The 25,927-nt window shown below is 65.3% G+C and carries 25 protein-coding genes; 9 read left to right on the top strand and 16 right to left on the bottom strand.

Going from position 1 to position 25,927, the window contains the following annotated elements; genetic code table 11:
• Position 1 precedes the first annotated feature (1 nt).
• Positions 2–919 carry a carbohydrate ABC transporter permease gene (locus ATJ78_RS04510; protein ID WP_098406506.1) on the bottom strand — a complete coding sequence of 306 codons (918 nt, stop codon included), beginning with the start codon at positions 917–919 and terminating at the stop codon, positions 2–4.
• 13 nt (positions 920–932) lie between these two features.
• Positions 933–2,297 (bottom strand): ABC transporter substrate-binding protein, encoded by a 1,365-nt coding sequence (locus ATJ78_RS04505; RefSeq protein ID WP_098406505.1) that lies wholly within the window; start codon positions 2,295–2,297, stop codon positions 933–935.
• A gap of 79 nt (positions 2,298–2,376) precedes the next feature.
• Here ATJ78_RS04505 and ATJ78_RS04500 point away from each other — a divergent pair, with 79 nt between their 5' ends.
• On the top strand, positions 2,377–3,396 hold the full coding sequence (locus ATJ78_RS04500) for a LacI family DNA-binding transcriptional regulator (protein WP_098406504.1): 1,020 nt from the start codon (positions 2,377–2,379) through the stop codon (positions 3,394–3,396).
• Between the two features lie 320 nt (positions 3,397–3,716).
• Entirely contained in the window at positions 3,717–4,733 is a 1,017-nt protein-coding gene (locus ATJ78_RS04495) for a YdcF family protein (RefSeq protein ID WP_169923390.1), read from the top strand.
• A gap of 41 nt (positions 4,734–4,774) precedes the next feature.
• On the opposite strand, the gene ATJ78_RS04490 is transcribed toward ATJ78_RS04495, so the two are convergent.
• From ATJ78_RS04490 to ATJ78_RS04440, 11 genes are all read right to left on the bottom strand, one after another.
• Complete coding sequence (locus ATJ78_RS04490) at positions 4,775–5,191, bottom strand: type II toxin-antitoxin system VapC family toxin (RefSeq protein ID WP_098406502.1); 417 nt, start codon at positions 5,189–5,191, stop codon at positions 4,775–4,777.
• Positions 5,188–5,433 (bottom strand): FitA-like ribbon-helix-helix domain-containing protein, encoded by a 246-nt coding sequence (locus ATJ78_RS04485; RefSeq protein ID WP_098409203.1) that lies wholly within the window; start codon positions 5,431–5,433, stop codon positions 5,188–5,190. Before ATJ78_RS04485 ends, ATJ78_RS04490 begins: the two co-directional genes overlap by 4 nt.
• Before the next feature lie 54 nt (positions 5,434–5,487).
• A complete protein-coding gene (locus ATJ78_RS04480; protein ID WP_098406501.1) occupies positions 5,488–5,898 on the bottom strand; it encodes a cytidine/deoxycytidylate deaminase family protein in 411 nt (136 codons plus the stop codon).
• A 14-nt stretch (positions 5,899–5,912) separates the two neighbouring features.
• The gene (locus ATJ78_RS04475; RefSeq protein ID WP_098406500.1) at positions 5,913–7,349 is read right to left on the bottom strand and encodes an aldehyde dehydrogenase family protein; all 1,437 of its coding nucleotides are present in this window, start codon (positions 7,347–7,349) and stop codon (positions 5,913–5,915) included.
• A gap of 33 nt (positions 7,350–7,382) precedes the next feature.
• Positions 7,383–8,156, bottom strand: a complete 774-nt coding sequence (locus ATJ78_RS04470; RefSeq protein ID WP_098406499.1) for an SDR family oxidoreductase — start codon at positions 8,154–8,156, stop codon at positions 7,383–7,385.
• Positions 8,156–9,058: a dihydrodipicolinate synthase family protein gene (locus tag ATJ78_RS04465; protein ID WP_098406498.1), complete on the bottom strand. Its 903-nt coding sequence runs from the start codon at positions 9,056–9,058 to the stop codon at positions 8,156–8,158. Before ATJ78_RS04465 ends, ATJ78_RS04470 begins: the two co-directional genes overlap by 1 nt.
• Positions 9,059–9,062: 4 nt before the next feature.
• Positions 9,063–9,875, bottom strand: a complete 813-nt coding sequence (locus ATJ78_RS04460) for an enoyl-CoA hydratase-related protein (protein ID WP_098406497.1) — start codon at positions 9,873–9,875, stop codon at positions 9,063–9,065.
• Between the two features lie 13 nt (positions 9,876–9,888).
• The gene (locus ATJ78_RS04455) at positions 9,889–11,121 is read right to left on the bottom strand and encodes a CaiB/BaiF CoA transferase family protein (RefSeq protein WP_098406496.1); all 1,233 of its coding nucleotides are present in this window, start codon (positions 11,119–11,121) and stop codon (positions 9,889–9,891) included.
• Complete coding sequence (locus ATJ78_RS04450) at positions 11,118–12,482, bottom strand: FAD-dependent oxidoreductase (protein WP_098406495.1); 1,365 nt, start codon at positions 12,480–12,482, stop codon at positions 11,118–11,120. Before ATJ78_RS04450 ends, ATJ78_RS04455 begins: the two co-directional genes overlap by 4 nt.
• 8 nt (positions 12,483–12,490) lie before the next feature.
• Complete coding sequence (locus tag ATJ78_RS04445; protein WP_098406494.1) at positions 12,491–13,789, bottom strand: MFS transporter; 1,299 nt, start codon at positions 13,787–13,789, stop codon at positions 12,491–12,493.
• Between the two features lie 120 nt (positions 13,790–13,909).
• On the bottom strand, positions 13,910–14,518 hold the full coding sequence (locus tag ATJ78_RS04440) for a helix-turn-helix domain-containing protein (RefSeq protein WP_098406493.1): 609 nt from the start codon (positions 14,516–14,518) through the stop codon (positions 13,910–13,912).
• 496 nt (positions 14,519–15,014) lie between these two features.
• Between ATJ78_RS04440 and ATJ78_RS04435 the strand changes: the two genes are divergently transcribed.
• From ATJ78_RS04435 to fdxA, 5 genes are all read left to right on the top strand, one after another.
• Positions 15,015–16,085, top strand: coding sequence for an ABC transporter substrate-binding protein (locus ATJ78_RS04435; RefSeq protein WP_169923389.1), 1,071 nt, complete (start codon positions 15,015–15,017; stop codon positions 16,083–16,085).
• Positions 16,086–16,095: 10 nt separating this feature from the next.
• Positions 16,096–16,884: an ABC transporter ATP-binding protein gene (locus tag ATJ78_RS04430; RefSeq protein WP_245836203.1), complete on the top strand. Its 789-nt coding sequence runs from the start codon at positions 16,096–16,098 to the stop codon at positions 16,882–16,884.
• A gap of 5 nt (positions 16,885–16,889) precedes the next feature.
• Positions 16,890–17,717: an ABC transporter permease gene (locus ATJ78_RS04425; RefSeq protein ID WP_141898083.1), complete on the top strand. Its 828-nt coding sequence runs from the start codon at positions 16,890–16,892 to the stop codon at positions 17,715–17,717.
• Positions 17,718–17,806: 89 nt separating this feature from the next.
• Positions 17,807–18,985: a CaiB/BaiF CoA transferase family protein gene (locus ATJ78_RS04420; RefSeq protein ID WP_098406489.1), complete on the top strand. Its 1,179-nt coding sequence runs from the start codon at positions 17,807–17,809 to the stop codon at positions 18,983–18,985.
• A gap of 38 nt (positions 18,986–19,023) precedes the next feature.
• Entirely contained in the window at positions 19,024–19,350 is a 327-nt protein-coding gene (gene fdxA, locus ATJ78_RS04415) for a ferredoxin (protein ID WP_098406488.1), read from the top strand.
• 11 nt (positions 19,351–19,361) lie between these two features.
• On the opposite strand, the gene ATJ78_RS04410 is transcribed toward fdxA, so the two are convergent.
• The gene (locus tag ATJ78_RS04410) at positions 19,362–20,237 is read right to left on the bottom strand and encodes an alpha/beta fold hydrolase (protein ID WP_098406487.1); all 876 of its coding nucleotides are present in this window, start codon (positions 20,235–20,237) and stop codon (positions 19,362–19,364) included.
• Between the two features lie 137 nt (positions 20,238–20,374).
• Here ATJ78_RS04410 and ATJ78_RS04405 point away from each other — a divergent pair, with 137 nt between their 5' ends.
• A complete protein-coding gene (locus tag ATJ78_RS04405) occupies positions 20,375–22,309 on the top strand; it encodes an AfsR/SARP family transcriptional regulator (protein WP_098406486.1) in 1,935 nt (644 codons plus the stop codon).
• 41 nt (positions 22,310–22,350) lie between these two features.
• Here ATJ78_RS04405 and ATJ78_RS04400 read toward each other — a convergent pair whose 3' ends face one another.
• A complete protein-coding gene (locus ATJ78_RS04400; RefSeq protein ID WP_098406485.1) occupies positions 22,351–23,058 on the bottom strand; it encodes an SDR family NAD(P)-dependent oxidoreductase in 708 nt (235 codons plus the stop codon).
• 101 nt (positions 23,059–23,159) lie between these two features.
• Between ATJ78_RS04400 and ATJ78_RS04395 the strand changes: the two genes are divergently transcribed.
• A complete protein-coding gene (locus tag ATJ78_RS04395) occupies positions 23,160–24,023 on the top strand; it encodes a helix-turn-helix transcriptional regulator (RefSeq protein WP_098406484.1) in 864 nt (287 codons plus the stop codon).
• Positions 24,024–24,243: 220 nt separating this feature from the next.
• Here ATJ78_RS04395 and ATJ78_RS04390 read toward each other — a convergent pair whose 3' ends face one another.
• Complete coding sequence (locus ATJ78_RS04390; RefSeq protein WP_098406483.1) at positions 24,244–25,926, bottom strand: dihydroxyacetone kinase family protein; 1,683 nt, start codon at positions 25,924–25,926, stop codon at positions 24,244–24,246.
• Position 25,927: the final 1 nt, after the last annotated feature.

Below are 25,927 nucleotides of genomic sequence, written 5' to 3'. Positions count from 1 at the left end.
ATCAGTCCTTTGCTCTCAGCAGTCGGACGAAGAAGAGCGAGAGGATCATCACGAGGATCACGAGAAGGAAGGAATTCGCCGCTCCCGTTCCCAGATCGGCTCGCGTGATGTGGTTGTAGAGGTAGTACCCTGCCGTGGTCGTGGAGTTGTAGGGGCCTCCCTGAGTGACGACGAACGGTTCGGCAAACATCTGAAACACGGCAAGCGTCTGCAGCACGACGGCGAACATGATCGTTCGCCGTAGAAGAGGAACGGTGATGCTCCACAGCTGGCGAATCCGTGACGCGCCGTCGAGCTCGGCAGCCTCGTAGAGCGAGCCATCGATCGACTGAAGCCCCGACAGCAGAATGATGATGATGAATCCCGTCGTCTTCCAGAGAAAGAGCAGTGCCAACGTCGGCTTCGCCCATGCACTCGTCGTCAGCCAGCCGATCTCAGGAATGCCGACCGTGCCGAGCACGGCATTGATGGCCCCGTAGTGCTGGTCGAAGAGCACGACCCAAATTTGAGCGACCGCAACCAGCGGCGTGACGAACGGCACAATGAACGCAACGCGATACATGCCACGCAGCTTGAGCTTCGCAGAGTTGAGCAGCACGGCGACGATGACCGAGACAACGATTTGAATGGGCACGATCAGAAGCCACAGCACACCGGAGTTGGCGAGTGAGTTCCAGAAGCCCGGGCTCGTGAGCAGATACGTGTAGTTTCCCCAGCCCACCCACTCCGCGGCCCCGGTGCCGCGCCAGTTCGTGAAGCTCAGTCTCGCGGTGAAGAACAGCGGGTAGACGCTGAAGGCGAGAAAGATCGCGATGAACGGCGCGACGAACACATACGGTGCGATGCGGCGTTTGAATTTCGCTGCGCGGTGGCGGCGTGTGAACGTCCGGTCCGCGGAGTGGAGGGCTGTTGTCGTCATGCGTGTGTTTGGGTCACTGTCGATCGATGAGGTTCTTCTGAATGGCGTCGGACGATTGTCTGATCACCTCTTCGGGCGTGAGGTCGCCGTCGAGCATCCGCTGGATGTCATTTCCGAGGTACTCGGCTGCACCGTTCCACCACGGCGGGATCGAGGTGCCCGCCGGGATCTGCGAGCCGGCTGAGGTGGCAACTTCCCAGAGATCCTGGCCGCCCAGCGCTTCGACCGGCTCGAAGAGCGGGTTTTCAGGGTCGGCTGCTGGCAGGTACGCAGGAATCGACGTGTTGAGCCCGTTCGGATAGACGTCGTTCGGCCCCCAGACCGCTGTGTAGCCGGCCTCGTCGTACATGAGGAATTCATAGAAGAGCCACGCGAGTTCAGAGTTCTCGCCATCCTTGGGCAACACAAACGATGAGCCTCCCATCGCTCCACTTCGCGCACCGCCGTCTTCCCAGGCGGGAAGGGGCATCGCTCGCCAGTCTCCGCTGGTCTCGGGCAGAAGCTGCTGCGGTGCGAAACTGAACCAGATCGCCCAGGGGTAGAACACCTGGTTGCCGTTCTCCATCTCGGCAATGTCGGTGGGCGTCAGATACTCGGCCCGGGTTCCGAGACCCTCTGACTGAACCGTGTCGAGGAATGTGAGAATCTTCTCGTACTCCGGGCTATCGAGACGCAGCGTGCCGTCAGCATCCGCAATTGATGTGCCCATCTGGCTCGCGTACATCTCAAGCTGCAACTGGCCGAGGAACTCCGATTGCTCGAGATGAATCGGATGCGCGTCGGGATTCACGTCCTTATATGCCTGAGCGGCAGCGAGCAGATCATCGTAGGTCTCGATGCTCTCGACGTCGACCCCTGCCTCATCAAGGGCCGCAGCGTTATAGAACAGCAGTCCGGGGTCAAGGTCGTATGGGACGCCGTAGATGCCTCCGCCGATCGTGTTCACATCAATCTTCTGCGGGGCGATGTCGTCGATGTACGGATCGAGCACGTCGCTCAGATCCCATAGGTAGTCGGCGTATCCGCTGACCATCGCGTCGTCGAGAAAGACGCCATCGGGCACGTCGGTTCCCGTGATGAGCGTGTTCTGCAGCTTGGCGTCGATGTCGACGGCTTCGTGATTGACGGTGATCTCCGGGTACTTCTCGTTGAAGTCGTCGATGACTCCCTCAAAGACCTCGAAGAGATCGCCTGAGCGGTCCCAGATGGTGATCTCGCCCTCGGGTTGCTCGGCTGTCGGAGCCTGAAGGCGATCGGATGCGGCATCATCACCACCGCTGGTGATGCTCGGGCCGCACGCTGTCAACGTTAGGGCGGCAAGCGCAACGGCGCCGGCGGCGGCGAGGCGGGGGCTGCGCCGTTTGGAGTTGGGGTACATGGACACTCCCTCGTGAATTTTCCAACGTATGCAAACTGTAGCGCCTGTTTGCACACGTTGCAAACGATAGGATGCTTTCATGCCAGCCACTCTTCGCGATGTCGCCGAACGGGCCGCAGTATCCGTCCGTACTGTCTCGAATGTTGTAAGCGGGTACGAGCATGTCAGTAAGCGCATGCGTGCGAAGGTGCTAGCTGCGATCGAAGAGCTGGATTATCGCGCGAATCCCGTGGCCCGCACGCTGCGAACGGGGCGCACTGGCTTGCTCGGTCTCGTCGTGCCCGAGATCACGGTGCCCTACTTCAGCGAGCTCGCTCGTGATGTCATCGACGCAGCGGCAGAATACGGATATCGCGTCATGATCGACCAGACGGGTCATGACCACGATCGGGAACGCCAGCTCCTCATGGGCGACGACCGAACGATGCTGTTCGACGGGATGCTGTTCAGCCCCCTGGTGACAAAGGCTGAGCTCCTCGATATGCACGGCTCGACGAAAATGCCCCTCGTGCTCCTCGGTGAGCACGAGTTCGACGGGCGCTACGATCACGTCGCAATCGACAACGTGGCAGCGGCAATGGACGCGGTAGCGCACCTCGCCGAGATCGGCCGCGAGCGCATCGCAGCCATCGGCTCGCAGCCGCAAGAAGAATACTCGACGCCACTCCAGCGATTCGCCGGATACACGAAGGCGCTGGACACAGCAGGCCTCGTCACGCACCCTGAGTTCGCCATTACCGCCGAACACTACAGTCGCGAAGCCGGCTACGAAGCAACGCGGGCGCTCTTGGCACTGTCACCGCTGCCCGACGCAATCTTCTGCTTCTCCGATCTCCTCGCGATCGGAGCAATGCGCGCGGTCTTCGACGCGGGTCTCGATGTGCCCGGCGATATCGCCGTAATCGGCATCGATGACGTGGACGAGGGACGATTCGCTCGTCCATCACTCAGCACCGTATCGCTCGACACCCCCTTCATCGCACGAGAAGCGGTGCGCCGAATCGCAACGCGAATCGACGAGCCCGAGACACCAGCAGAAGAAGTTATCGCCCCTCACCGTCTCGTCGCACGCGAGAGTACGGTCGCGAACCACCCCTAGATGTCCGTCTGGGGCGCGCTGTCATACCGCGCTCCCCACACTCCTCAGCTCACGTAGTCGCCGAGCACATCGAGCACGCCGACGCAGCCGTCATAGAAGAAGCCATCACCCGGCTGACCGCCCACGCCTTCCGCACTTCTTCGGGCGTTGCCTCAAAGATGCGAACGATGGTGAATCCGCGTGCCTGCTCATCGCATAGTTCTGGGCCAGACATATCGGTGCTTTCGGTCAATGGTCACGGCAAAAGTCATCAGGACGTTGCCGTGCTTCGTTCTCGCGAGCGACGCGGTGCGGCAGCTTCCGTCTGTAGTGTGACAACCATGCTGCTTCTGGCCATCGGGATCGTGTTCGGCGCGTGCTATCTCGTGTCGCACAAGAAGGACCCGCGGCTGCTGCGCAACGGACCGTTCCTTGTGGCCGCCATCGCGTTTGGCGGAGTCGGCATTCTGCTCGTGCTCGCCGAGTACAACTTCTTCGCCGCCGTGGCACTGTGGCTGCTCGCTCTCGCGATTCCCCTCAGCATCCTCGTCTTCGGCATCGGCCTCATTGCCAACGGCATCACGATGCTGCGCCGCGAGGGGCACAGTCTGGGCAACCAGCTCTCGCTCATCGTCGGCGTGATCGTTCTCGCCCTGCCCGTCGTCTCCGTCGTGCTCGTCCTGCAGTTCGGCATGACCGGGTTCTGGCTCGCCGCGCTCATCGGCCTCGCCTCGGCGTATGCGAGCGTGGCCTTCGTCTCGTTCGCGGTCTACTCGGTTGTCTATGGGCGCATGCGCCACTCGTTCACGCCGGCGGCGATCGTCGTGCACGGCTCGGGACTCATTCGCGGTCGCGTTCCACCGCTTCTGCGCGGGCGTCTCGATCGCGGGCTGCAGGTCTACCGCAAGGAACTCGCGCGCGGCAATCGCCCGCTGCTCGTGCCGTCGGGCGGACAGGGCGACGACGAGCCGCGACCCGAGGGCGAGGCGATGGCCGAGTACCTGCGCGACCAGGGCGTTCCCGCGTCAGACATCCTTAGCGAGACGACGTCGACAAGCACGAGCGAGAACATCACACGCTCGCTCGAGCTTCTCGAAAGCGTGGGGAGATCAGGCCCGATCATGCTCGTCACGAGCGACTACCACGTGCTGCGTACGGCATCGCTTGCGCGCCGCATGAACGTCGATGCTCAGGTCGTCGGGTCGCGCACGGCCCGCTACTTCGTGCCGAGCGCCTTCATTCGAGAGTTCATCGCCCTGCTCGTTGAGAACCACGTCGCGACGCTCATTGCGGTCGGCACGTTCGCCGTCTTGCTCGTCGCGATCCTCGTCGGGGCGCTGAACTCCGCGCTCGGCTAGCGTGGCTGATCAGAAGCGAGCGCAGTGCGGACATCGCCCGTTCAGGATGCTTCCCAGGGATTGACAATCGGAACTCCGAAACCATCGAAATCACGAACGTTGCGAGTAGCAATCGAAGCACCATTCAGGGCAGCGATCGCGAGGATCTGCCCGTCTTCGCTGCTTATAGCTCGACCAGTCTCTCGCGCATGATGCCGTAGCTCAGCATGGGCAATCGCTGCAGCATAATCGTACGAGATCACCCGCGGGGCGAGCTGCACCAGCATCCGCGACACCGCACGTTCGAGCGATTCCTTCCGAGCTCCCTCTGGCATATTCAACACCCCGAATTGCAACTCATGCACAGTGGTTACCGCCAGGTGCGCTTCGCGGTGCTGCTCACGCAGCCACGCGAGCACTGCTTGATCAGGCTGCGGCCGCAACGACTCTGACCAGACGTTTGTGTCGACAATGATCATGAAAGCTCAGCTGATCGCGGTTCCCTCCTGCTTGGCAGCGGCAGCTCAACGCCCCCGACCTCTTCTCGCAGACGCGCTGCATGATCGAGCCAGGCGAGCACGGGAGCGTCACGATCTGGAAGCGCGGCGTCAAGGAGAATCCGCCGCGCTTCGGCCTCCATCGAATGCCCGCGAGCCTGTGCCCGCGCACGCAAAGCTTCTTTCGCCTCGTCGGGCAGGTTGCGAATCAGAATTTGAGCCACGCTACGCACCTCCACTCGATATCAATGATATCACTCAGCTCGCCGAGAGGAGACTCAGTCGTACGAGCGGGCCCGCACCCACGGAATCGGCAGCAGGTCCGACGTCGACACCGCTCCCACATCGCCGCCGTCCGAAACGATCACGCGGATGCTGTCGCCAAAGTTCGGCACCAGTTCACGGCACACGCCACAGGGGTTGATCACAATCGGCACGTCGTCTGGGTCGAGCCCCACGGCGACGATCGTGTCGACCGCGTCCTCCCCCGCGATGCGCGCATTCGCGATCGCCGTCGGCTCCGCGCACACGTTCACGCGGGCCGTCGACAGGCTGAGCCCCGTGTAAATTGCACCAGACGTGCCGCGCACGGCCGCCGCGACACGATGCTGCCGCGAATCGTGTGCACGCACAAGCACAGCGGATGCTGCCTCGCGCAGCTCGTCATCGGCACTCGTCAGCGTCTGCATATTCGCCGCCCTGCCTACTCGAGTCCTGTGTAGACGGTCTTCTCCCACGTGTAGAACTCCGTGGCCGTGTGCCCCTGCTCGCGGAACGTGTTGGACGACGAGTCCTTCACGCCGCCGAACGGAACGTGCAGGTCGAGCCCCGACGTCGGCCGGTTGATCTTGACGACACCGGCCTGCACGCGCGCGGCGAAGTCCGTCGAATGCGTAAGGCTGTCTGTGCAGATGCCCGCCGTGAGGCCGTACGGCGAGTCGTTGATCGCCGCGAGACCGGATTCGTAGTCGTCGACGTCGAGAACGGCGACGACCGGTCCGAAGATCTCGTCTGTCGCGATCGGGTCCGAGTGCGCGACGTCGGTGGCGACAACGGGGGCGAAGCGCAGACCGTCGGCACTCGCGTCACCGTAGGCCAGGCGAGCCCCGCCGTCGACAGCATCCTGAACCGCAGAGACATCGCGCTCAAGCTGCGCGTCACTGACCACCGGGCCCATCTTTGTGCCGGCATCGAGCCCATCGCCCGGAACATACGTGCCGGCGAGTGTCGTGAGCTCGTCGAGGAACGCCTGGCGAACCCCGGGCGTGACATACACGCGCGACGTCGCCGTGCACGCCTGGCCCGTGAGGCTGAACGCGCCGGCCGCGACGACCTGCGCCGCCTTGGCAGCATCGGCATCGTCGAGCACGAGAACACCGTTCTTTCCGCCCATCTCGAGCTGCGCGCGGGCGCGGCGGGCGTGCAGGGTCTGCTGCAGGCTGAGGCCGACGGCGGTTGATCCGGTGAACGAGAGCGCCGCCACGCGGGGGTCACGAGCGAGCGCGTCGCCGACGACGCTCCCGCGGCCATGCACGACATTGAAGATGCCGGCGGGCAGTCCGGCGTCGCGCAGCGCCATGCCGAGGTGCGTTGCCGACATCGGCGTGATCTCGGCGGGCTTCAGCACGACCGCATTGCCGCTGATGAGCGCTGGCGCGGTCTTCCACGCGGGAATCGCGATGGGGAAGTTCCAGGGGGTGATGAGCCCGACAACGCCGAGGGGTTCGCGCCGCGTGGTCACGGTGGTGCTCGGCATGCCGCTCGGGTAGACCGAGCCGCTCGCCGACCAGCCGAGCGAGCCGAAGAACTGGAAAACGCCGATCGCGCGCCCCACTTCACCCTCGGCCTCAGCGCGGGTCTTTCCCTCTTCGCGCACGAGGTCTTCGGCGATCTGCGTCTTGCGTTCGGTGAGCAGCTGCGCAGCCTTCAGCAGAACGGCGCCGCGGGCGGGCGCGGGCGTCGTCGCCCAGGCGCGCTGAGCATCGACGGCCGCTGCGATGGCAGCATCCGTCTCTGTCGTTCCCCCGACGGGAGCGAGCACGGCGACGTCACCGGGACGTGCCGGGTTGCGGCGCTCTTTGGCGGCGTCGCCGAAGAGCTCGCCGCCGATGAGGTGCTGGGCGATAGCGGGTGAAGTCATGAGAATCGTCCTTTCGCGAACGGTCGGTTGAAGTCAGAGGGTGCGCACGAGGCCGCCGTCGACGCGCAGGGCGACGCCGGTGATGTAGGCGGCCTGGGCGCTGCAGAGAAACGCGGCAGCGGCGCCGAACTCGCTCGGGTCACCGTAGCGGCCCGCAGGAATGGTCTGTTCAGAGCGCGCCCGTGCCTCGGCGGGGTCGATTCCCTGCCGCTCGGCTTGAGCCGCGTCGAGCTGGGCGACGCGGTCAGTGGCGATGCGTCCGGGCAGCACGAGGTTGACGGTCACTCCGTCGGCGGCGACCTCTGCGGCGAGCGTCTTGAGGTAGCCCGCGAGCGCCGCCCGCCCCATGTTCGACGACGAGAGGTTGGGAATCGGCGAGACGATGCCGCTCGAGCCCACCGCGACGATGCGGCCGCTGCCTCGTTCACGCATGCCCGGAAGCACGCGCGAGACGAGGTCCTGCCCCGGCGCGACGAGCCGCTCGAATGAATCGGCGACGTCTGCCGCCGTCGAATCCGCCGCCGTTCCCGGTCGAGGTCCAGGCCCGTTGATGACGAGAATGTCGATGGGGCCGAAGATGTGCGTCGCCTTCTCGACCGCAGCGGCCCGCGAGGCCGCGTCGGTCACGTCGAGTTCGATGCCGACGGCTGAGGGCAGCCCCGCGGCGATCTGCTCGGCCACGTCGCCGCGGCGACCGGTGACCACGACGTTCGCGCCCTCGGCACCGAGTGCCTCAGCGATCGCGCGGCCGAGTCCGCCCGTGGATGCCGCGACGAACGCGGTCTTTCCCTGAAGCTGCAGATCCATCAGCGCACCTCCGATCCGTCGAGCTGAGCGAGATGATCGGTCGCGATGGCGTCGAGCTCGGCAGGGAAGGATGCTGCGGGAGCGCGCACGATCCCCGTGGCAAACAGCCCCCTCCGGCGGAACAGCTCTTTGCGAAGCGCGAGCGCAATGCCCGGCTGCTGCTCGAAGTTGATGAGCGGCAGGTACGGCAGCAGCTCTGCCCGTGCAGCATCCTCGTCTCCGGCAAGCCACGCGCTGACGCAGCCGACGAGCGCCTCGGGGTACGAGAACCCGGTCATCGCACCGGCGGATCCCGCGGCGAGTTCGTCGAGCAAGCCCTGCCCGCCGAGCCCGCCGAACACCGACACGTCAACGCGCGCGGTGATGCGGGCGATCGCTGCGGCTGTCGGTGGGGCTTCGGCCTTCACGGCCGAGACGAAGGGGCTTGCCTCGACCACGGCGACGAGGTTGTCTGTCGAGATCGTCACGCCGCTCGATTTGGGGTAATCCTGCAGCACGATCGCAGCGCCCGTGGCGTCGTTGATGCGGCGCAGGTGTTCGATGACGCGATCGGCGCTGCCCGAGTTCGCCTGCACCATGACGGCTCGCAGGCGATCTCCCGACGCGGCCTGGGCGTTCTCGATCTCGGCGATGGCCGGGGCGGTCGACAGCGACGTCACGCCGGCAACGATCGGCAGTCGGCTGTTCGCCGCGACGACACCGAGCACCTGCATGCGCTCGGCGGCCGTGAGTGCGGCAGCCTCACCGAAGACGCCGAGCACGGTGAGACCGGCAGCACCGACGGATTCGTAGAACTGCACGAGACGGCCGAGGCTCGCCTCGTCGATCTCACCAGCATCCGTGAAGGGAGTGGCGACCACTCCCCAGACACCGCGAGCCAAGGGTTCAACACGTGTCGTCATGCGATCACTTCCCCGGCCAGACGGGCGAGCGCTTCTGCTGAAACGCGGCGACGCCCTCGGCGGAGTCCTCGCTGTCGAGGGCGTCCATGAGCGCGGGCAGACGCATGGCACGTGCTTCGTGCGCGCTGAGGTGCGCGGTGCGCGTGACCATCTGCTTAACGGCGCGCACCGACGTGGGCGCGCACGCGAGAACCTGCTCAACCCACCGCTCAACGGCGGCGTCGAGGTCGGCGGCGGGCACGACCTCGTTGACGAGGCCCATGCGCTGCAGCTCGTCGGCCGGCGCCTTGCGCCCCGTCACGAGAAGACCCATCGCCTGCGTGTACGGAATCCGGCGCACAAGCTGGTGGATGCCGCCGTCCAACGCGAGCCGGCCGACACGCGGTTCGGTCAGCCCGAACTGTGCCCGGTCGGCGGCGACGACGACGTCGGCACCCAGCACAATCTCCATGCCGCCACCGAGCGCATACCCGTTAACCTTGGCGATCACGGGAACGTCAAGCGTCGTGCGCAGGCTGAGCCCGCCGAAGCCGTTCGGATCAAGCTCTGCCCAGTACTCGAGGCCCGTCTTGTCGACAGCATCCGCCGACATGTCGGCCCCGACGCAGAATGCCTTCTCGCCGCCGCCGGTGACGACGACGAGACGCACGCGGTCGTCTGCCTCGATCGCCGCCCAGATCTCGTTGAGCCTGTCGTGCGTCGCCCGGTCGACGGCGTTGAGCACGCGCGGCCGGTCGATCACGACTGAAGCGACGCCGCGGTCGTCGATGTCGAAGCGCACCTCGTCGGGCTGCGCGTCTGTCTGCTGGTCTGTCATGTCAACACCCCTGTCATTTCAGAACGCCGAGATCGTGCAAGCGACGGATCTCGTCGTCGCTGAAGCCGTTCTCGGCGAGGATCTCGTCGTTGTGCTCGCCGAGTCGCGGGGCGACGCGGCGCACGGTTGCGGGCGTGTCCGAGAGATGGATCGGCGCGTTCAGCATGCGAAAGGAGCCGGCCGTCGGATGCTGCGCCTCGATGACCATCTCGTTCGCGGCGGTCTGCTCATCGGCGAGAGTCTCGGCGAGCGTGCGAACCGGCGCGTTGAGAATCCCCTCGTCTTCCAGCCGCTGCGTCCAATACGCCGTGGTGTTCGTCGCGAAGCGGTCGGCGAAGATCGTCTGCAGCGCTGCCCGGTTTTCGACTTGCTTGTCGTGCGTCGCGAACTCCGGTCGCTGAGTGAGGTCGTCGTCGAGCTCGAGCGCCCGCGAGATATGCAGCAGCGGATCGGCCGCGAACCCGCCCACCATGCAAACCGCGGAGTCCGTGGTGGGGAACACGCCCGTGAGCGGCATGCGCCCCCAGTTCACCTCGAACCCGCGATTGAGCTGCATCGCGGCCTCTTGCATCTGCATGTGCAGCATCGAGTCGTACATGGTGACCTCGACCTTCTGCCCCTCGCCCGTCTCGTCGCGCGAGCGCAGAGCGAGCAGGATTCCCTGGAAGAGGTGCATGCCCGTCGTGTAGTCGCACAGCGTCGTGGGGTAGACCGTGAGCGGGTCGTCGTCTGAGCTGCGCCGCCACATGACGCCCGAGTAGGCCTGGTTGATGACGTCTTGCCCGCCAAGGGAGGAGTACGGTCCCGTTGTGCCGAAGCCGGTCCCCGACGCCCAGATGAGCCGTGGGTTGAGCTGCTTGAGCTCCTCGTATCCGAAACCCATGCGCTCCATGACGCCGGCACGGAAGTTGCTGACGACGACGTCGGCGCGGGCGATGATGTCGCGCAGCGCCGCACGCCCCTCGTCAGACTTCGTGTCGATCGACATGCCGCGCTTGTTGCGGTTGATCGACAGGAAGATCGGGTTGTCCTGCCCGTCCTTGTCGGGAAGCGAGTTGCGCGAGGTGTCACCGCGGCCCGGTCGCTCGATCTTGATCACGTCGGCCCCGAAGTCGCCGAGCAGCTGGGTGCAGCTCGGCCCCATGAACACCTGCGTGAAGTCGACGACCGTGACGCCATCGAGCGGCAGGGCGCGGGACGCTGGCGTGGCAGCATCCTGAGCCTGTGTCGTGTCATGCATGGTCATACCGCCACCGTTTCCTCTTCGTTGATGGTCGCATTCTCTGACGGAATGTCGCCCGGGTCGGCGTTGTGCTGACGCATGCGCTGCTGAATCTCTTCGATCGCGACGTCGCGCACGAGCGTCTTCTGCTCGATCGCGAGGGTAGCCGCCGACGCGACGGCCTGCCCCATGGCCATGCACGGCGGGATCTCGCGCGAGGCCTTCTGCGCGTCTGAGGTGGCCGAGTAGTGCCGGCCGGCGACGAGCAGCTGGTCGACGTTCTTCGGCAGCAGCGAACGGTAGGGGTAGTAGTAGTCGCGGCCCCGGGCGACGGTGTCGCGGAAGTGACGGCGCTGCGTGACGTCGTCTTTCGTCATGACGTACTCGCCCTGCAGCAGGCGCGTCTGACGCACGCCCATCTGCGGAGCCGTGTCGATGACGAAGCAGTTTTCGAAGCCGGGCAGGTACTCCTTGACGTACTCCACGGCCTCGGCGATGCGCTCACGGGCCGCGAACTCGGCCTCGGTGAGGGATGCCGGATCGGCGCCGTCGTACCCGGACATGTGCGGCGCGTTGCACCACACGACTCCCGGCAGCGGCGTCTTGAGCCACCACAGCTCCCACGCTCCGCCGAGAATGCGCTTGACCTTGCGGTTGATCGCGCGGGCGCCCTTGGGGTCGGCCTGCTCGAACTCTTCGGCGCGCTTGGTGTCGACGCCGGCGAGGCGGAACACGAGCGTCGTGATGTAGCTGCCGTGAATGAAATCGGCTCCGGCCCGCGAGGCGACGTCGATGTCGCCGGTCGTGTCGATCACGACGTCGGCCATGTGCGCCTGAGGGCCGGCCTTGGTCTCGGCGATGACGCCCTTCATGACGCCGTCGTCGACGATCGGCCGCGAGAACCACGAGTGCAGCAGCAGGTTGACGCCCGACTCGCGCACGAGATCGTTCGACACGCGCTTCCACCCGTCGGGATCGAAGGCCGCCGCATAGCAGATGGGCTTCGGGTTGACGTGCGTGTGAAAGTCGAAGGTGCCGAAGCGGCCCCACTTGTTCCACAGCTCCTGCGAGGCCTTGCGGTCTTCGGCCGGCGGCACAATCGCGAGGTCGAGCTTCTTGAGGCGCTCGATGTACTCCGAGACCACGCCCGTGACGGTGATCTCCTGGCCGTTGATCATGTCGTCGAGCACGAGCACCATACCGCCGGAGGCGAGTCCGCCGAGTGACGGGTAGCGCTCGAGAAGGGTGACGGATGCTCCGGAGCGCGCGGCCGTGACGGCAGCCGCGACTCCGGCAGGCCCGCCGCCGACGACGAGCACGTTCGAGCGAGAGGCAATCGGCGCTCTCAGGTCATCACTGGTGACGCGAAGATCGAGGGTTGTCATTGAATTTCTCACTTTCCAACGTGGATGCCGTTGACACGGCGTGCAATCAGGTAGAAGACGACGCTCAGTGCAGAGAGCACGGCGACGTAGACGGGGAAGGCCCAATCCAGGCCGATGGACTGGAACCAGACCAGCAGGAACGAGGCGGTTCCACCGAAGATGGCGACGCCGAGGCCGTATCCGAGGGACGTGCCCGCGCCTCGGTAGCTCTTCTGCATGAGCGATGCCGACACGACGTTGTAGAGGGTCATGTTGACGACGAGCACGACAGACCCGCCGAGCAGCACCGCAGCGAACCCGCCGATGCCGGGCTCCACGTAGAGCAGCATGAGAAACACCGAGGGAATGACGAGAATGCGCGCGACGATGAACCACTTCGAGATGGCCCGACCGTCGACGAGACGCCCGACAGTGAGGCTTCCGACCACGAGGATCAGCCCGAGAATCGTCGTCAGCGCGAACACGGCCGACGGGTCTTCCTTCATGGTCGAACGAGCGGCGTTGGGCAGGCCGACGTTCCACGCGTAGTTGTACGCCTGAACGGCGCCGACGACGAAGACGATCGCCAAAACGCTGAGCCAGCTCTTGCGCACGCCCATCCACACGGAACCGGTCGTGGCCTGCTCGAGCTCGTCTTGCTTCATGGTCTCGGGAAGCGTGCGGCGCAGGTAGAGAATGACGAAGCCGAAGACAGCGCCGACGATGAACGGAATGCGCCAGCCCCACTCGTCCATCGCCGCGGCGCCGATGCTGGTGGTGACGATGAAGCTCACGAGGGGCGCGAGCAGAATGCCGACGTTCACGAAGAACGAGATGATGCCGGCCACGAAGCCCTCACGGCCCTCAGGTACCAGCTCGACGGCGTGCGCCGTTGACAGCGGGGCCTCGACGCCCGTCGAGATACCCTGCACCACGCGGCAGACGAGCAGCAGAATCGGCGCCCAGATTCCGATCGTCTCGAACGTCGGGGCGACGGCGATCACGAGCGTGCTGAGTGCCATCATCGTGATCGACAGCATCATGATCTTGCGCCGGCCGATGCGGTCGGCGAACGTGCCGAGCACGACACCGCCGAGGGGCCGGAAGAGGAATCCGACCGCGAAGATCGCGAGCGCGTCGAGCGTTGCGACGACGGGATCGACGCTCGGAAAGAAGTGCGGGCCGATGTATGACGACAGCAGTCCGAAGATCATCCAGTCGTACCACTCGAGCGTGTTTCCGAGCCCGAGGCCCAGAATGCCGCGCCTCACTTCTGGAGTGAGCCGCTCACGCTTGCGGTCTTTGCTGTTGACGCCGGTGTCAATCATGGTGCTCCTTAATCAAGCATCGTCATTGCGCTTGAGGGCAGGCTCCATCAACGCACATCCCAGGCGGGAGGCGTGCGGAGGTGATGAATAGGATGCGGTGGGAGTCGCCCAGCCGCCGACTTACCAGGTCGGTGGCGTGACAACCCAGATCGCTACGCACGTTTCGTCGTAGTCGTTTCTGAACCAGTGCGGAATCGTGGAGTCGAAGGTGATCGAGTCTCCGGCGTCAAGCTGGTGCCTCTGGCCATCGAGGTACACATCTTTCTTGCCCGAGATGATGAGCCCGAACTCTTCGCCTCCGTGTGTGAACGGAATGTCACTGGTGTCGTGTCCCGGAGGGGTCACGACCCAGAGCGCTTCGAGGGTTCCATTGAGGTCGGGGGTCAGCAGCTCATATGCTGCTTCGCCGACGGCCTCGGGAGCCACTCCCTTGAGATCTCTCCGTTCTGCCTTGCGCACCACGGGGGATCGCTTCTCTTCATGGCTGGGGAAGAGCTTCCCCACGGGGATGTCCAGACCATGTGCCAGCTGCGCCATTGTTGTGAATGACGGGTTGGCGAGTCCTCGCTCGATCTGGCTGACAATTGCCGGGCTGAGGTGTGTGACCTCAGACAGTTCCTGCAGCGTCAGCCCCTTCTCTTTGCGCAGCGAGCGCACCTGGCTCCCCACGCTAGACAGAATCGCATCAACGGCCGGCCCTTGCGACGTCTCGCTAGTTGAGAAGGCCATGAATGCAACTCCCTGATCGGTGCGAATGATTTTAGTATATTGAAGTTTTTTACTGGGTCAAATGTTTTCGCTCCTTTGCGAAAACATCCGGGCGACAGGATGCTGCGAAAGCAGGCGCCCGCCATGCACAACCACGCTCACCCAGGCTACCGACGGCACGCGCGTCGCGACCGTTGATTCGTCGATTCGGCGCAATCCTTTCCCGGAACTGTTGACTCGCTAAAAATGTTCAATATACTAAAGTCACTTTCACGGTTCGGCTCACAGAGCTCGTGGCTGAACCGGCAGCTGGAGATCCCAGCGCGAGAGTGACACCGCGCGCACACGAAGATCACCTGCTCTGCCTTTCACGGCAGCGCTTGTGCAGCATCCCAATTTCAGTCCCTGAGACAGCGGGGCGCCTGGTCATGCCCGGTGCCCGCGGATACCTCAGATCGTCATGTCCACGCAGGTGGCCGTGACCTTACACAGCAGCATCTCAACGAGGAGAGCACACATGTCTACACATCAGCAGTTCTCACGCAGAAACCTCCTGGCCGGAGCAGGGTTGTCGCTCGGAGCGTTCGCGCTCGGCTCGACACTGCTCACGGCGTGCAGCGAACCCGGTCGCGGTCCGGGAGGCGCGGGAAAGGGCGGAGGTGACGGCACCGCGCTCGGAATGCAGCTGGGCTGGCTCATCAACTCGGGTCAGTTTGGCGAGGCGATTGCGCTCTCGAAGGGTTGGTACGACGAGGCGGGCATCAACTTCTCGATCAACCCCGGCGGGCCGAGCATCGACGGCATCGCGCTCGTCGCTGCGGGCGAATCGCAGATCGGCCAGATCTCGTCGAGCCCTTCGCACATGCTCGCCCGATCGCAGGGAATCCCGGTTAAGGCGTTCGCCGTCTGCGTGCAGGATCACCCCTATGCGTGGCTCTCGAAGACCGAGAGTCCGATCGAGACGCCGCAGGATCTCGTCGGCAAGACGGTCGGCGGCCCTGCAACATCCGACATTCTCGTCAAGGCGCTTCTCGCGGCGAACAAGGTCAACCCCGACGACGTCGAATTCGTCGCGACAGGCGAATCTGTCGCCCCGCTCATGACCGGCAAGATCGACGCGTGGGGAACCTGGCTCAACTCCATCTCGCAGCGCCGCCCCCTTGGCGATGACTTCGTGTCGATGCGCCTTGCCGACTTCGGCGTTCCGCTCTACGGCTACATTTACTACTCCACCGACGATGCGCTCGAGAAGCAGGGAGACGTCATCAAGGAGTTCACGTCGGCGACGGCGCGCGGCTGGGAGTTCGCGTACGACAACGTCGAAGACGCGGCCAAGGCGATCGTCGAGATGTCTCCCGAGTCGAAGCTCAAGGACATTCAAGACGACGGCGAGGCGATGATGCAGTACGTCTTCACGAAGTCGACGGCCGAGAAGGGCTGGGGAACCATGGACACCTCGATCTGGGAGAACCAGATCGCCCTGTGGGACGAGCTCGGGCAGTTCGATTCGGCTCCGCCCACCGTCGACGAGCTCGCGACGTGGGAGATCCTCGACGCCACGGCCGATGCGCGGCCGAAGCTGGGCTGAGGCGACGCGCATGACCGTGAAAGAGGAAACCAGAATGCAGCCCATCAGCATTGACGATGTCGGCATCACGTTCGACACGACAGACGGCCGCGTCACGGCGCTCGAGGGAGTGACGACCGATCTCACGGCGCAGAGCTTCACGTCGCTTCTCGGTCCGTCCGGGTGCGGAAAGTCGACGCTTCTGCGCATCATCGCCGATCTGCTGGAGCCGACCGCCGGCTCGGTGAGTGTGCTTGGCGAGACTCCGGAGTCGGCGCGCACGAGCAGGCACCTCGGCTTCGTGTTTCAGGATGCGGCGCTGCTGCCGTGGCGCGACGCGCTCAAAAACGTCACGCTTCCGCTCGAGGTCGGCAACGGCAAAGTCACCGATGCAGACAAAGAGCGCGGTCGCGAACTGCTCGCTCTCGTCGGCCTCGAGGGTCGCGAGGGCGCGCTGCCGTCACAGCTCTCGGGCGGTCAGCGCCAGCGCGTCTCGATCGCGCGAGCGCTCATCACCCAGCCGAAGGTGCTGCTCATGGATGAACCGTTCGGGGCGCTCGACGAGATCACGCGCGACCGTCTGAACGAAGAGCTGCTGCGCATCTGGCAGGTGACGAAGACGACGATCATCTTCGTCACGCACAGCATCGCCGAGTCAGTCTTTCTGTCGCAGAAGGTCGTGGTGATGTCTGCGCAGCCCGGCCGCATCCGGGATGTTGTCGACATTGACCTGCCCGACGCCCGTACCCGCGAGGTGCGTGCGCTGCCCGAGTTCGCCGGCTACGTGACGCAGTTGCGCAACCTGCTGGAAGGGGTGTGATCACGATGGTCGGAACACAGACAGAGAACCTCGTGCTGAGCGCAACGCGTCGCGGCGGCAAGCCGAAGCCCAAGCGCTCAGCGCTTCGACGCGTGGGCACTCCACTACTGGCCGTGCTTGTGCTCGTGGTGCTGTGGCAGATCGTGTGCGTTGTCTTCAAGGTGCCGTACTACATCGTGCCCTCGCCCCTCGAAGTCGGGCAGTCGTTCGGCGACAACATCTCGACACTGCTCGAGCACTCGGTCCCGACGGTCATCGAGGCGGGCGCGGGCTTTCTTGTCGGCAACTCGATTGCGATTCTGCTGGCGGTACTGTTCGTACACTGGAAGGCCGCAGAAGACGCGCTCATGCCGGTCGCCGTCTTCATTCAGACGGTGCCGATCGTCGCGATCGCTCCCGTGCTCGTGCTGATGCTCGGCACCGGGTACGCGCCGAAGGTCGTCATCGCCGCGCTCATCTCGTTTTTTCCGACGCTCGTCAACATGGTCAAGGGCCTCAAAGCGGTCGAGAAGGAGCACCTCGAGCTGTTCCGCCTGCTCTCGGCGTCGCGCAGCGAGACGTTCTGGAAGCTTCGGGTGTTCGCGTCGATGCCGTTCCTGTTCTCGTCACTGCGCATCACGGCCACCACGTCGGTCATCGGCGCGATCGTCGCGGAGTGGATCGGCTCGCAGCGCGGGCTCGGGTACATGATCATCCAGGCCACCTACAACTTCGACACCCCGCTGCTGTACGCGACCATGATCATGGCGTCGCTCGTCGCTGTCGTGTTCTTCTCGATCGTCACGATCGGCGAACGCCTGGTCGTGACGTGGTCGGCGGAGTCCAAGATGTAAGTGAGAGACACCACCGCTTGGGGGTCGATGTCCGCCGGGAGGCGCGCATCGGCCCTCAATACCACCCACCGACAGTTCAGGAGGGCAGCATGTCCAGGCCACTCGACGGCGTGACCGTCATCGACTTCACCCAGGTAATGCTCGGCCCGTCGTGCACGCAGGCGCTCGGCGATTTCGGCGCCGATGTCATCAAGGTCGAGCGCCCCGAATCCGGCGATCTCTCGCGGCGCGGCGTCCTCGCGCACACGGGGCAGGACAACCCGGTCTTCTTGAGTCTCAACCGCAACAAGCGCGGCATCGCTGTCGATTTGAGCACGGATGCTGGTCGCGCGGTCATTCGCGACATGCTGCGCACCGCGGACGTCGTCGTGAGCAACTTCCGCCCCGGTGTCATGGAACGGCTCGGCCTCGATTACGACGCCGTCGCCGCGATCAACCCGGCAATCATCTGGGCAGCGGGCTCCGGGTTCGGCGCCTCCGGGCCGTACGCGCACAAGGGCGGCCAGGACATTCTGGGGCAGGCGTACTCGGGTGTCATGAAGCGGCTCGCTGACCCAGAGCATCCGGTCTCGATTTATGCGACGCCCCTCGCGGACTACACGGCCGGCCAGCACCTCGTGCAGGGGATTCTTCTCGCCCTGCTGCACCGCGAGAAGACGGGTGAGGGTCAGAAGGTCGAGGTGAGCTTGTACAACTCGATGCTCGCGATGCAGATGCAAGAGGCGACGACGCGTCTCATGTACGACCAGGAGCTCAATTGGGCGCTCATGCCGCTGAGCGGGTGCTTCCCGACTGCCGATTCTGAGATCGTGATCGTCGGGGCATTCAAGCCCAATCCACTGCGCGACATCTGTGCCGCGCTCGAGCTGCCGGACCTGTCGCTCGAGGAACGCTTTTCGACGCTCGACCGCCTGAAAGAGAACCGGCGCGAGATCCGGCAGATCATCGCCGACCGCCTCAAAGACGGCACGGCCGAGCGGTGGCTCGCGGCGCTCGAGAAGCACGATGTGCTGTGCGGGCCGGTGCGCAGCCTCGCCGAGGCGCTCGCCGACCCGCAGACCGCGCACAACAACATGATCATCGAGTTCGACAACGGCACGGGGCAGGCCGTGCGCACGATCGCGTCGCCGATTGCGATGTCGGAGGTTCCGCCCGAGATCCGGCACGCCCCGCCGCGGCTCGGCGAGCACAGCCGTGAGCTGCTGCAGGGCCTCGGCTATGACGCGGCGCGCATTGACAAACTCGTCGCAAGTGGCGCCGTGCAGTAGGCGCCTCGCAGACAAGCCCCTATATAAAGGAGTGACCAGTGGTTTACGTGATCGGGTCGGCGTGTGTCGACGTGAAGGATCTGGGCTGCATCGACGCGTGCCCGGTGGACTGCATTTACCAGGGTGATCGCACGCTGTACATTCAGCCCGACGAGTGCGTGGATTGCGGCGCGTGCGAGCCCGTGTGTCCGGTCGAGGCCATCACGTATGTCGACGATGTGGAGCCCGAAGACGAGAAGTTCGTCGGCATCGCGTATGAGCTCTTCGACAAGGTCGGCTCTCCCGGTGGAGCGGCAGCGCATGGTCCGGTCGAAGACCATCCGGCCGTGACGGCGCTGCCTCCACGCGAGGCATCCACGACCTGACCACGACTGCGTTACCGCGCGAGCAGTTCGCGGATCACCGCCTCGATTTCGGTCGGAGACTCCTCCGCCATGAAGTGTCCGGCATCGGTCGTGTAGTGCGCGAGGTTCGGCGCCCACCGCTTCCACAGCGCAGTGGCGTCATAGCCAAGTGCCGCGCCCCAATCCTGCTGCACGACGCTCACCGGCATGCGCAGCTGAGCGCCCAGGTCAGCATCCGCCTGGTCGAGCGTGATGTCGATGCCCGCCGTCGCGCGATAGTCAGCGACAATCGACGGCACGGCAGCAGCGCTCGCCTCGAGGTACGCCCGCCGGTACTTCTCCGGGATCGCTTCGGGATTCTTCGTCCACAGGTCAAGAAAGTAGCCGAAGAACGCGTCGGCGCTGTTCGCGATCATCGTCTCGGGCAACCCGGACGGCTGCGCCATGAGGTAGAGGTGAAAGCCCACCGCGCCGGATGCGCCGTGCAGCGCGGTCCACGAGTCGAGCGTTGGCAGCACGTCGAGAAATGCCGCGTGCGTGACAGCATCCGGGTGGTCCATCGCCGCGCGAAACGCCACGAGCGCGCCGCGGTCGTGACCGACCAGGGCGAATCGCTCGTGCCCGAGCGCGGCGGCGAGCTTCACAGCATCCGCCCCCATCGTGCGCTTTGAATACGTCTCACCATCATCGTCGGGCTTGTCGCTCGAACCGTATCCGCGCAGGTCGGGAACGATCACGGTGTGGTCAGCAGCGAGTGCCGCGGCAACGTGCCGCCACATCAGGTGCGTCTGCGGAAAACCGTGCAGCAGCATGATCGGGCTGCCGCTTCCGCCCACGGCGGCGTTCAGCTCGACGCCATCGTCGACGGGGATGCGGTGGTAGTCGAAGTTCGGAATGGTCAGGGTCATGGGGTGTCCTTTCGTCAGTGTCGACGCGTCAGTATCGACGTCATACGATGGCGCACACCGATCAGCAACGAATCAGCATCCACCGCCAAGCCTGCGCCGTCGCCCTAGACTCGCTTCGAGGCTTGGAGGTGCGGAGCATGGTGACCTTCTCGGTTCTCGGCTCGCTCGAGGCCCAGGATGCTGCGGGCACGCCGATCGCTCTTCGCGGCCCCAAGCATCGCGCCGTGCTCGCCCGGCTTCTTGTGGCACACGGCCGCGTCGTGCCGATCGGGACACTCATCGACGACCTGTGGGAGATCGCACCACCGCGTGCCACGGGGGCGATCCGCACGTTCGTCGGCGATCTGCGGCGAGCGCTCGAACCCGACAGGCCGCCGCGCGCAGCATCCCGAATTCTCGTGACAAGCGGTACCGGGTACTCGCTCACAATGGCTCCGGATGCTGTCGACGCGACGCGCTTCGAGCGCGCCGTCGCCGAGGCGCGCCGTCTCGACGCGAGCGGTGCCCTCGATCTGCTGCAGCGCGCACTGGCCGAGTGGCGCGGCCCTGCCTACGCCGATTTTCACGCCGAGCAGTGGGCACAGGCCGAGCGCGCCCGGCTGACCGAGCTGCGCCTGAACGCCGTCGAGACTCGCGCCGATGCGCTCCTTCGCCTCGAGCGTCCGGCTGACGCGATTCCCGACCTCGACGCGCACGTGACCGAGCACCCGTGGCGCGAGTCGGCGTGGCGACTGCTTGCCCTCGCGCTCTACCGCGCGGGCAGGCAGAAAGACGCGCTCGACGTCGTGCGCCGCGCGCGCACGCGTTTGGCCGACGAGCTGGGTCTCGACCCGAGCGACGAGCTCGTGCGCATGGAATCCGACATCCTCACGCACGCTCCATCGCTCGGTTCGACCTCTCACCCAGCGGATGCTGCGAGCAGACTGTGGGCTCAAGCGGCGCAGAGTCACGCGCACGGCGCCGTTCTGGGTGAGCGTGCGCGGCTGCGCTCCACCGTCGACCTGCTGCGCAGCCTCGCAATCGCGGGAGGCGAGGGCCTCGAAGCGGCGCAGCAGCAGCGCGTTTCCGCGATCCACGCGGCTGAAGACCTCGGCGACCCGCACCTCACGGCCCGCGTGATCGGAGCATACGACGTTCCCGCCATCTGGTCGCGCTCCGACTCCCCCGAGCTGGCCGCCCAGGTCGTCGCGGCAGCGCAGCGCACGCTCGATGCGCTGCCCGTCGCCGAGAACGACGCAACGCGAGTCCGCCTGCTCGCGATCGTCGCAATCGAGTCGCGCGGCAGCTCACGTGACGAGCCGCGCACGGCCGCGCTCGAGGCCGTGCGCATTGCGCGGCGGCTCGACAACCCGGCGCTGCTGGCGTTCGCCTTGAACGGCCTCTTCATGCAGACGTTCTACCGCGCCGGTCTTGCCGCCGAGCGCGAGGAGATCGGCGCTGAGCTCATCGATCTGGCCGCACGCCATGACCTGCCAGCGTATGAGCTGCTCGGTCGCCTCATCCGGCTGCAGTCATGCTGTGCACGGGGTGATGTCGCGGGCGCTGACGCGCAGGCCCGCGCCGCTGACGAACTCGCCGGCCGCTACGATTCCCCGCTGATCACCGTGTTCACCACGTGGTATCGCGCTCTGCGTCGTGCACTCACGGGAGCCGCAGCATCCGATGTCGCCGAGGCTTACCGCGCTGCATCCCCGTTGCTTGACCGCTCGGGCATGCCGGGAATGCAGCGTGGGATGCTGTCGCTCGCTCTGCTGAGCGTACGCGTTCAGCACGGCCGGCCGCTCCCCGAGCCCGGCACCCTCGACCTCGGTCCTTACGCTCCATGGGTCGAGCCCCTCCTGCGGGCAGAACACGGCGAACTGGATGCTGCCAGGGCAGCGCTCTACGCACTCCCCGACCCGCCGCGCGACCATCTGCTCGAGGCGCTGTGGACGCTCGTCGCGCGAGCGGCCGACGTGGTGGGCGACGAAGCCACCGCGCGGCGTGCGGGTGACGCTCTGCTTCCGGCGCGTGGCGAGCTCGCGGGGGCGGGTACCGGCATCCTCGCGTTTGGCCCGATTCCGGGCCACTGACCCCCTCTCCGTCGCTGCACGCAAACGTGCGCAACGAGCCTTCACCAGGGCAGCGGTCCGTTCACCGAGACGAACGATCCCGTCGGGCCGTCGGCATCCAGCTGCGCCATGCGCACAATGATCTCAGCGCCTTCTTCGACGGTCTGCGTTCCGGTGCGTCCGTTGAGATCCGTCTTCGTGAAGCCGGGCTCGATCGCGTTGATGCGCATGCCGGGGAACGCCTTCGCGTACTGAATGGTGAGCGCGTTGACGGCGGCCTTCGATGCGGGATAGCTGATGCCCGGGTAGAAGTGGGTGTGGCTCGCGACGTCGCTGAGACCCGCGAGCGACGCCAACCCGCTGGAGACATTGACGATGACGGCCTCGGCCGAACGCTGCAGCAGCGGCAGGAACGCGTGGGTCACTCGCACGTTGCCGAACACATTGATGTCGAACGTTGCGCGCACGTCGTCAGCGGTCGTGCCTGCAGGTGGCGGAAAACTGTTGTCGGGCAGCCGCGGCTCCATTCCGGCATTGTTGACGAGAACATCGAGCCCACCCTCGACCTCGATGTGCGCGGCAGCGGCGCGAACCGAAGCATCATCCGTGACGTCGATCTGCACGAAGCGGCCACCGAGTTCACGCGCGGCAGCGAGTCCCCGATCGGCGTCTCGCGCTCCGAGATAGACGGTGTGCCCGGCCGCGATCAGCCGACGGGCAGTTTCTTTGCCGAGGCCTTTGTTCGCCCCGGTGATCAGTGTCGTAGTCATGGGTCAAGCCTCGCCGCCCCGCAAACGCGGAGCCAGTCCTCCGCTTGTCGTAGGACTGGCAGGGCTACGACATCCTTCGCTCTCAGAGGCACACTGGATACGTGGAGAACTGGGACTTCGCCAGCGCGGTGCGACGTTGGCGCGAACGCGTGACGCCGGATGCTGTCGGACTTCCGACCGGCGAGCGGCGCCGTGCGCCGGGGCTCCGTCGCGAAGAACTCGCTGGTCTCGTCGGCATCTCTGTCGATTACCTGACGCGTCTTGAGCAGGGGCGGGCGACGTCGCCGTCCACGCAGGTGGTCGAAGCCCTTGCTCGCGGGCTCCGACTCAGCGATCGCGAGCGGGAACTCCTTTTCCGGCTCTCTGGGCAGACGGCGCCGGGCAGCGACCTCGTCTCCATGCGCATCGCGCCGAGTGTGCAGCGCCTGCTCGACCGCCTGGCGAGCACGCCGGTCGCGGTGTACGACGCGACGTGGACGCTCGTCGTCGCGAACGCCCCCTACGACGCGCTTATGGGAGAGACGTCATCGTTGCGCGGCATCGAGCGCAACGCTGTCTGGCGCAATCTGGTCGGGTCAGGCAATCGTTCGGCTCAGACAGCTTCAGAGAAGGCCGAGCTTGAAATGCAGCTGGTCGCCGATCTGCGGCTCGCCGAAGCCCGCTATCCCGCCGACCGGCGCCTTCGCCGGCTTATCAACGAACTCGGCGCGACGAGCCCCCGTTTCGTCGAGCTCTGGAACTCGGACGCACCTGCTCCGCGAACAGGCAGAAATAAGGTCATCGAGCATCCGGCGGTCGGGCCGATCGCGCTCGACTGTGACACGCTCGTCGTCGCCGAAGACGACCTCCGGGTCATGGTCTACTCGGCGGAGCCGGGCACGGCCGACGCGGAACGCCTTGCTCTCGCGATCGTGCTCGGAACGCAGCAGCTCGTGCGGTCGAGCACCTCGGCCTCATTCGACTAAACGAGTTCAACCACTGACATGTCCCTCTCCGCATTGCTGGACACAAACGTCTTGTACGGCGGTTACCTCAGCGACTTCTTCCTTCGACTCGCTGAGAGGGGGATCTTCAGACCACTGTGGTCAGACGACCATTGAGCGTTCGACCGCTACAGAGACACCCGTCTCGATAAGACGCTCATCTCGGTGAGCGGGCTCGAGCTCGTCGGTGGCGCCGCCGAGTTCAACCTCGGGTCCCGACAATCTCGTCGACGAAACGGAGAACTGCGACGCTGCCCGGGTCGGGCTGACCGATCGACCGTTCCTGCTGCCACGCAGCGCGGCCGCGCTTCGATTGCAGTCGCGTCGTCGATTCGACCGTCGATCGAGCCGCAGCGCCGATCTGCTCGCGCGACGCTCCGCTCTCTGCCTCGCGAGCAACGGCGTCGAGCACATCGAGAAGCGTCTTATCACCGACGTCCGCACCTCCGCGCTCGGCGATTCGTTCCACAACGGCGCGAAGCAACGGCGCGACACGATCCGTCGTCAGATCGTCACCCGGCTCAAATGTCTCCGCTGCCCCCATCAGACCGCTACCAATGAGCGCGGCGAACGTCGACGGGTTCGCCGCCGAGAATGCCAGCCCAGCCGAGGTCAGGATGCTGCGCGCATCAGCGTCGTCGGGCAGCTCGGAGAGCGCATTGACGACTGCGTCGCTTCCCGCGGCCACGGTGATCCCCAAGTCGCCGTCGCCAAGGGCGGCGTCGAGATCGCGCAGTTCGTCTGTGTGCGCGGCCATGCGCGGCAGGGCGTCGAGAAGCACGTCTCGCAGTGCGCTGCGCCGCCCTGTTCTACCGGCCTCTACAACGTTCGCAGTCTCGACATCCACGCCGTCGCTGTCGGCAGGAACGTCGAGCTCAGCGACCGCTCCCTGCTTGAAGAAGGGCGACGCCGCCGGCTCCTTGAGCAGCTCTTCGAGCTCGTCGTCGAGTCGCATGATCGACAAGGACGCTCCGGCCATCTCGAGGCTCGTCACGTACTCGCCGACTAGTTTGTACGCGACGGTAACGCCTCGATCGGCCAGAACCCGGTGAACCCGGCGGTACACGACGTACAGTTCCTCGAGCGGAGTCGCGCCGAGCCCGTTGACGAGAACGGCCACGCGTGCGCCCTCGGTCAGGTCGAGTTCGGTCTCGATGCGGGTCAGGAATCGGTCTGTGATCTGGTCTGCCGTTTCGAGTGGCCCGCGATGCGTTCCCCTCTCACCGTGGATTCCGACGCCGATCTCCATCTCGCCATCGTCGAGCGAGAACGTCTCTTCGCCAGCGGTGGGCAGAACGGTGGGCGAGATGCCGACGCCCATCGTGCGCGTTACCGCCACGGCGCGACGTGCGATGCGCTCGACGTCATCCAGCGAGTACAGCCGCTCAGCTGCGGCGCCTGCCGCCTTGTAGACGAGTACGAGACCGGCAACTCCTCGGCGCGTGTCTTCGCTTTCCGCGGGAGCCGACTCGATGTCGTCGGTTCCCAGCACCGTGCGAACATCGATTCCCGTTGATCGGCAGAGGTCGGCGGCCATGTCGAAGTTGTAAACGTCTCCCCCGTAATTACCGTACAGGTAGAGAAGTCCCGCGCCCGATGACACGGCGACGGATGCTGCGTGGATCTGGGCAGCAGATGGAGACGAAAAGACGTTGCCAACCGCGACGGCCGAGCACAGACCCGTTCCGACGTAGCCGAGGAAGAACGGTAGGTGACCCGAACCGCCGCCCGTCACGATGCCTACGCGTCCTTCTGCGGGAGCATCGGCCCGGATGAGCGCGCGTCCGTCTCTGGTCGCGGCACGCAACTGCGAGCCATGCGCGAGAAGAATCCCGTCGAGAACCTCGTCGACGAACTCGTCTGCCGTGTTGATGATCTTTCGCATG

The sequence above is a fragment of the Paramicrobacterium agarici genome, from assembly GCF_002563955.1.
Lineage (GTDB): Bacteria > Actinomycetota > Actinomycetes > Actinomycetales > Microbacteriaceae > Paramicrobacterium > Paramicrobacterium agarici.
Note: the sequence above shows the minus strand (reverse complement) of the source record. Positions and strands in the feature narration are given on the sequence as shown.

Excerpts from the sequence above, each read along its gene's own strand:
- ATJ78_RS04425 (WP_141898083.1), top strand. The coding sequence starts at position 16,890 with ATGGTCGGAACACAGACAGAGAACCTCGTGCTGAGCGCAACGCGTCGC.
- ATJ78_RS04410 (WP_098406487.1), bottom strand. The coding sequence starts at position 20,237 with ATGACCCTGACCATTCCGAACTTCGACTACCACCGCATCCCCGTCGAC.
- ATJ78_RS04405 (WP_098406486.1), top strand. The coding sequence starts at position 20,375 with ATGGTGACCTTCTCGGTTCTCGGCTCGCTCGAGGCCCAGGATGCTGCG.
- ATJ78_RS04490 (WP_098406502.1), bottom strand. The coding sequence starts at position 5,191 with ATGATCATTGTCGACACAAACGTCTGGTCAGAGTCGTTGCGGCCGCAG.
- ATJ78_RS04400 (WP_098406485.1), bottom strand. The coding sequence starts at position 23,058 with ATGACTACGACACTGATCACCGGGGCGAACAAAGGCCTCGGCAAAGAA.
- ATJ78_RS04465 (WP_098406498.1), bottom strand. The coding sequence starts at position 9,058 with ATGACGACACGTGTTGAACCCTTGGCTCGCGGTGTCTGGGGAGTGGTC.
- ATJ78_RS04500 (WP_098406504.1), top strand. The coding sequence starts at position 2,377 with ATGCCAGCCACTCTTCGCGATGTCGCCGAACGGGCCGCAGTATCCGTC.
- ATJ78_RS04435 (WP_169923389.1), top strand. The coding sequence starts at position 15,015 with ATGTCTACACATCAGCAGTTCTCACGCAGAAACCTCCTGGCCGGAGCA.
- ATJ78_RS04475 (WP_098406500.1), bottom strand. The coding sequence starts at position 7,349 with ATGACTTCACCCGCTATCGCCCAGCACCTCATCGGCGGCGAGCTCTTC.
- ATJ78_RS04450 (WP_098406495.1), bottom strand. The coding sequence starts at position 12,482 with ATGACAACCCTCGATCTTCGCGTCACCAGTGATGACCTGAGAGCGCCG.
- ATJ78_RS04445 (WP_098406494.1), bottom strand. The coding sequence starts at position 13,789 with ATGATTGACACCGGCGTCAACAGCAAAGACCGCAAGCGTGAGCGGCTC.
- ATJ78_RS04470 (WP_098406499.1), bottom strand. The coding sequence starts at position 8,156 with ATGGATCTGCAGCTTCAGGGAAAGACCGCGTTCGTCGCGGCATCCACG.
- ATJ78_RS04510 (WP_098406506.1), bottom strand. The coding sequence starts at position 919 with ATGACGACAACAGCCCTCCACTCCGCGGACCGGACGTTCACACGCCGC.
- ATJ78_RS04505 (WP_098406505.1), bottom strand. The coding sequence starts at position 2,297 with ATGTACCCCAACTCCAAACGGCGCAGCCCCCGCCTCGCCGCCGCCGGC.
- ATJ78_RS04480 (WP_098406501.1), bottom strand. The coding sequence starts at position 5,898 with ATGCAGACGCTGACGAGTGCCGATGACGAGCTGCGCGAGGCAGCATCC.
- ATJ78_RS04460 (WP_098406497.1), bottom strand. The coding sequence starts at position 9,875 with ATGACAGACCAGCAGACAGACGCGCAGCCCGACGAGGTGCGCTTCGAC.
- ATJ78_RS04390 (WP_098406483.1), bottom strand. The coding sequence starts at position 25,926 with ATGCGAAAGATCATCAACACGGCAGACGAGTTCGTCGACGAGGTTCTC.
- ATJ78_RS04455 (WP_098406496.1), bottom strand. The coding sequence starts at position 11,121 with ATGACCATGCATGACACGACACAGGCTCAGGATGCTGCCACGCCAGCG.
- ATJ78_RS04495 (WP_169923390.1), top strand. The coding sequence starts at position 3,717 with ATGCTGCTTCTGGCCATCGGGATCGTGTTCGGCGCGTGCTATCTCGTG.
- ATJ78_RS04430 (WP_245836203.1), top strand. The coding sequence starts at position 16,096 with ATGACCGTGAAAGAGGAAACCAGAATGCAGCCCATCAGCATTGACGAT.
- ATJ78_RS04440 (WP_098406493.1), bottom strand. The coding sequence starts at position 14,518 with ATGGCCTTCTCAACTAGCGAGACGTCGCAAGGGCCGGCCGTTGATGCG.
- ATJ78_RS04420 (WP_098406489.1), top strand. The coding sequence starts at position 17,807 with ATGTCCAGGCCACTCGACGGCGTGACCGTCATCGACTTCACCCAGGTA.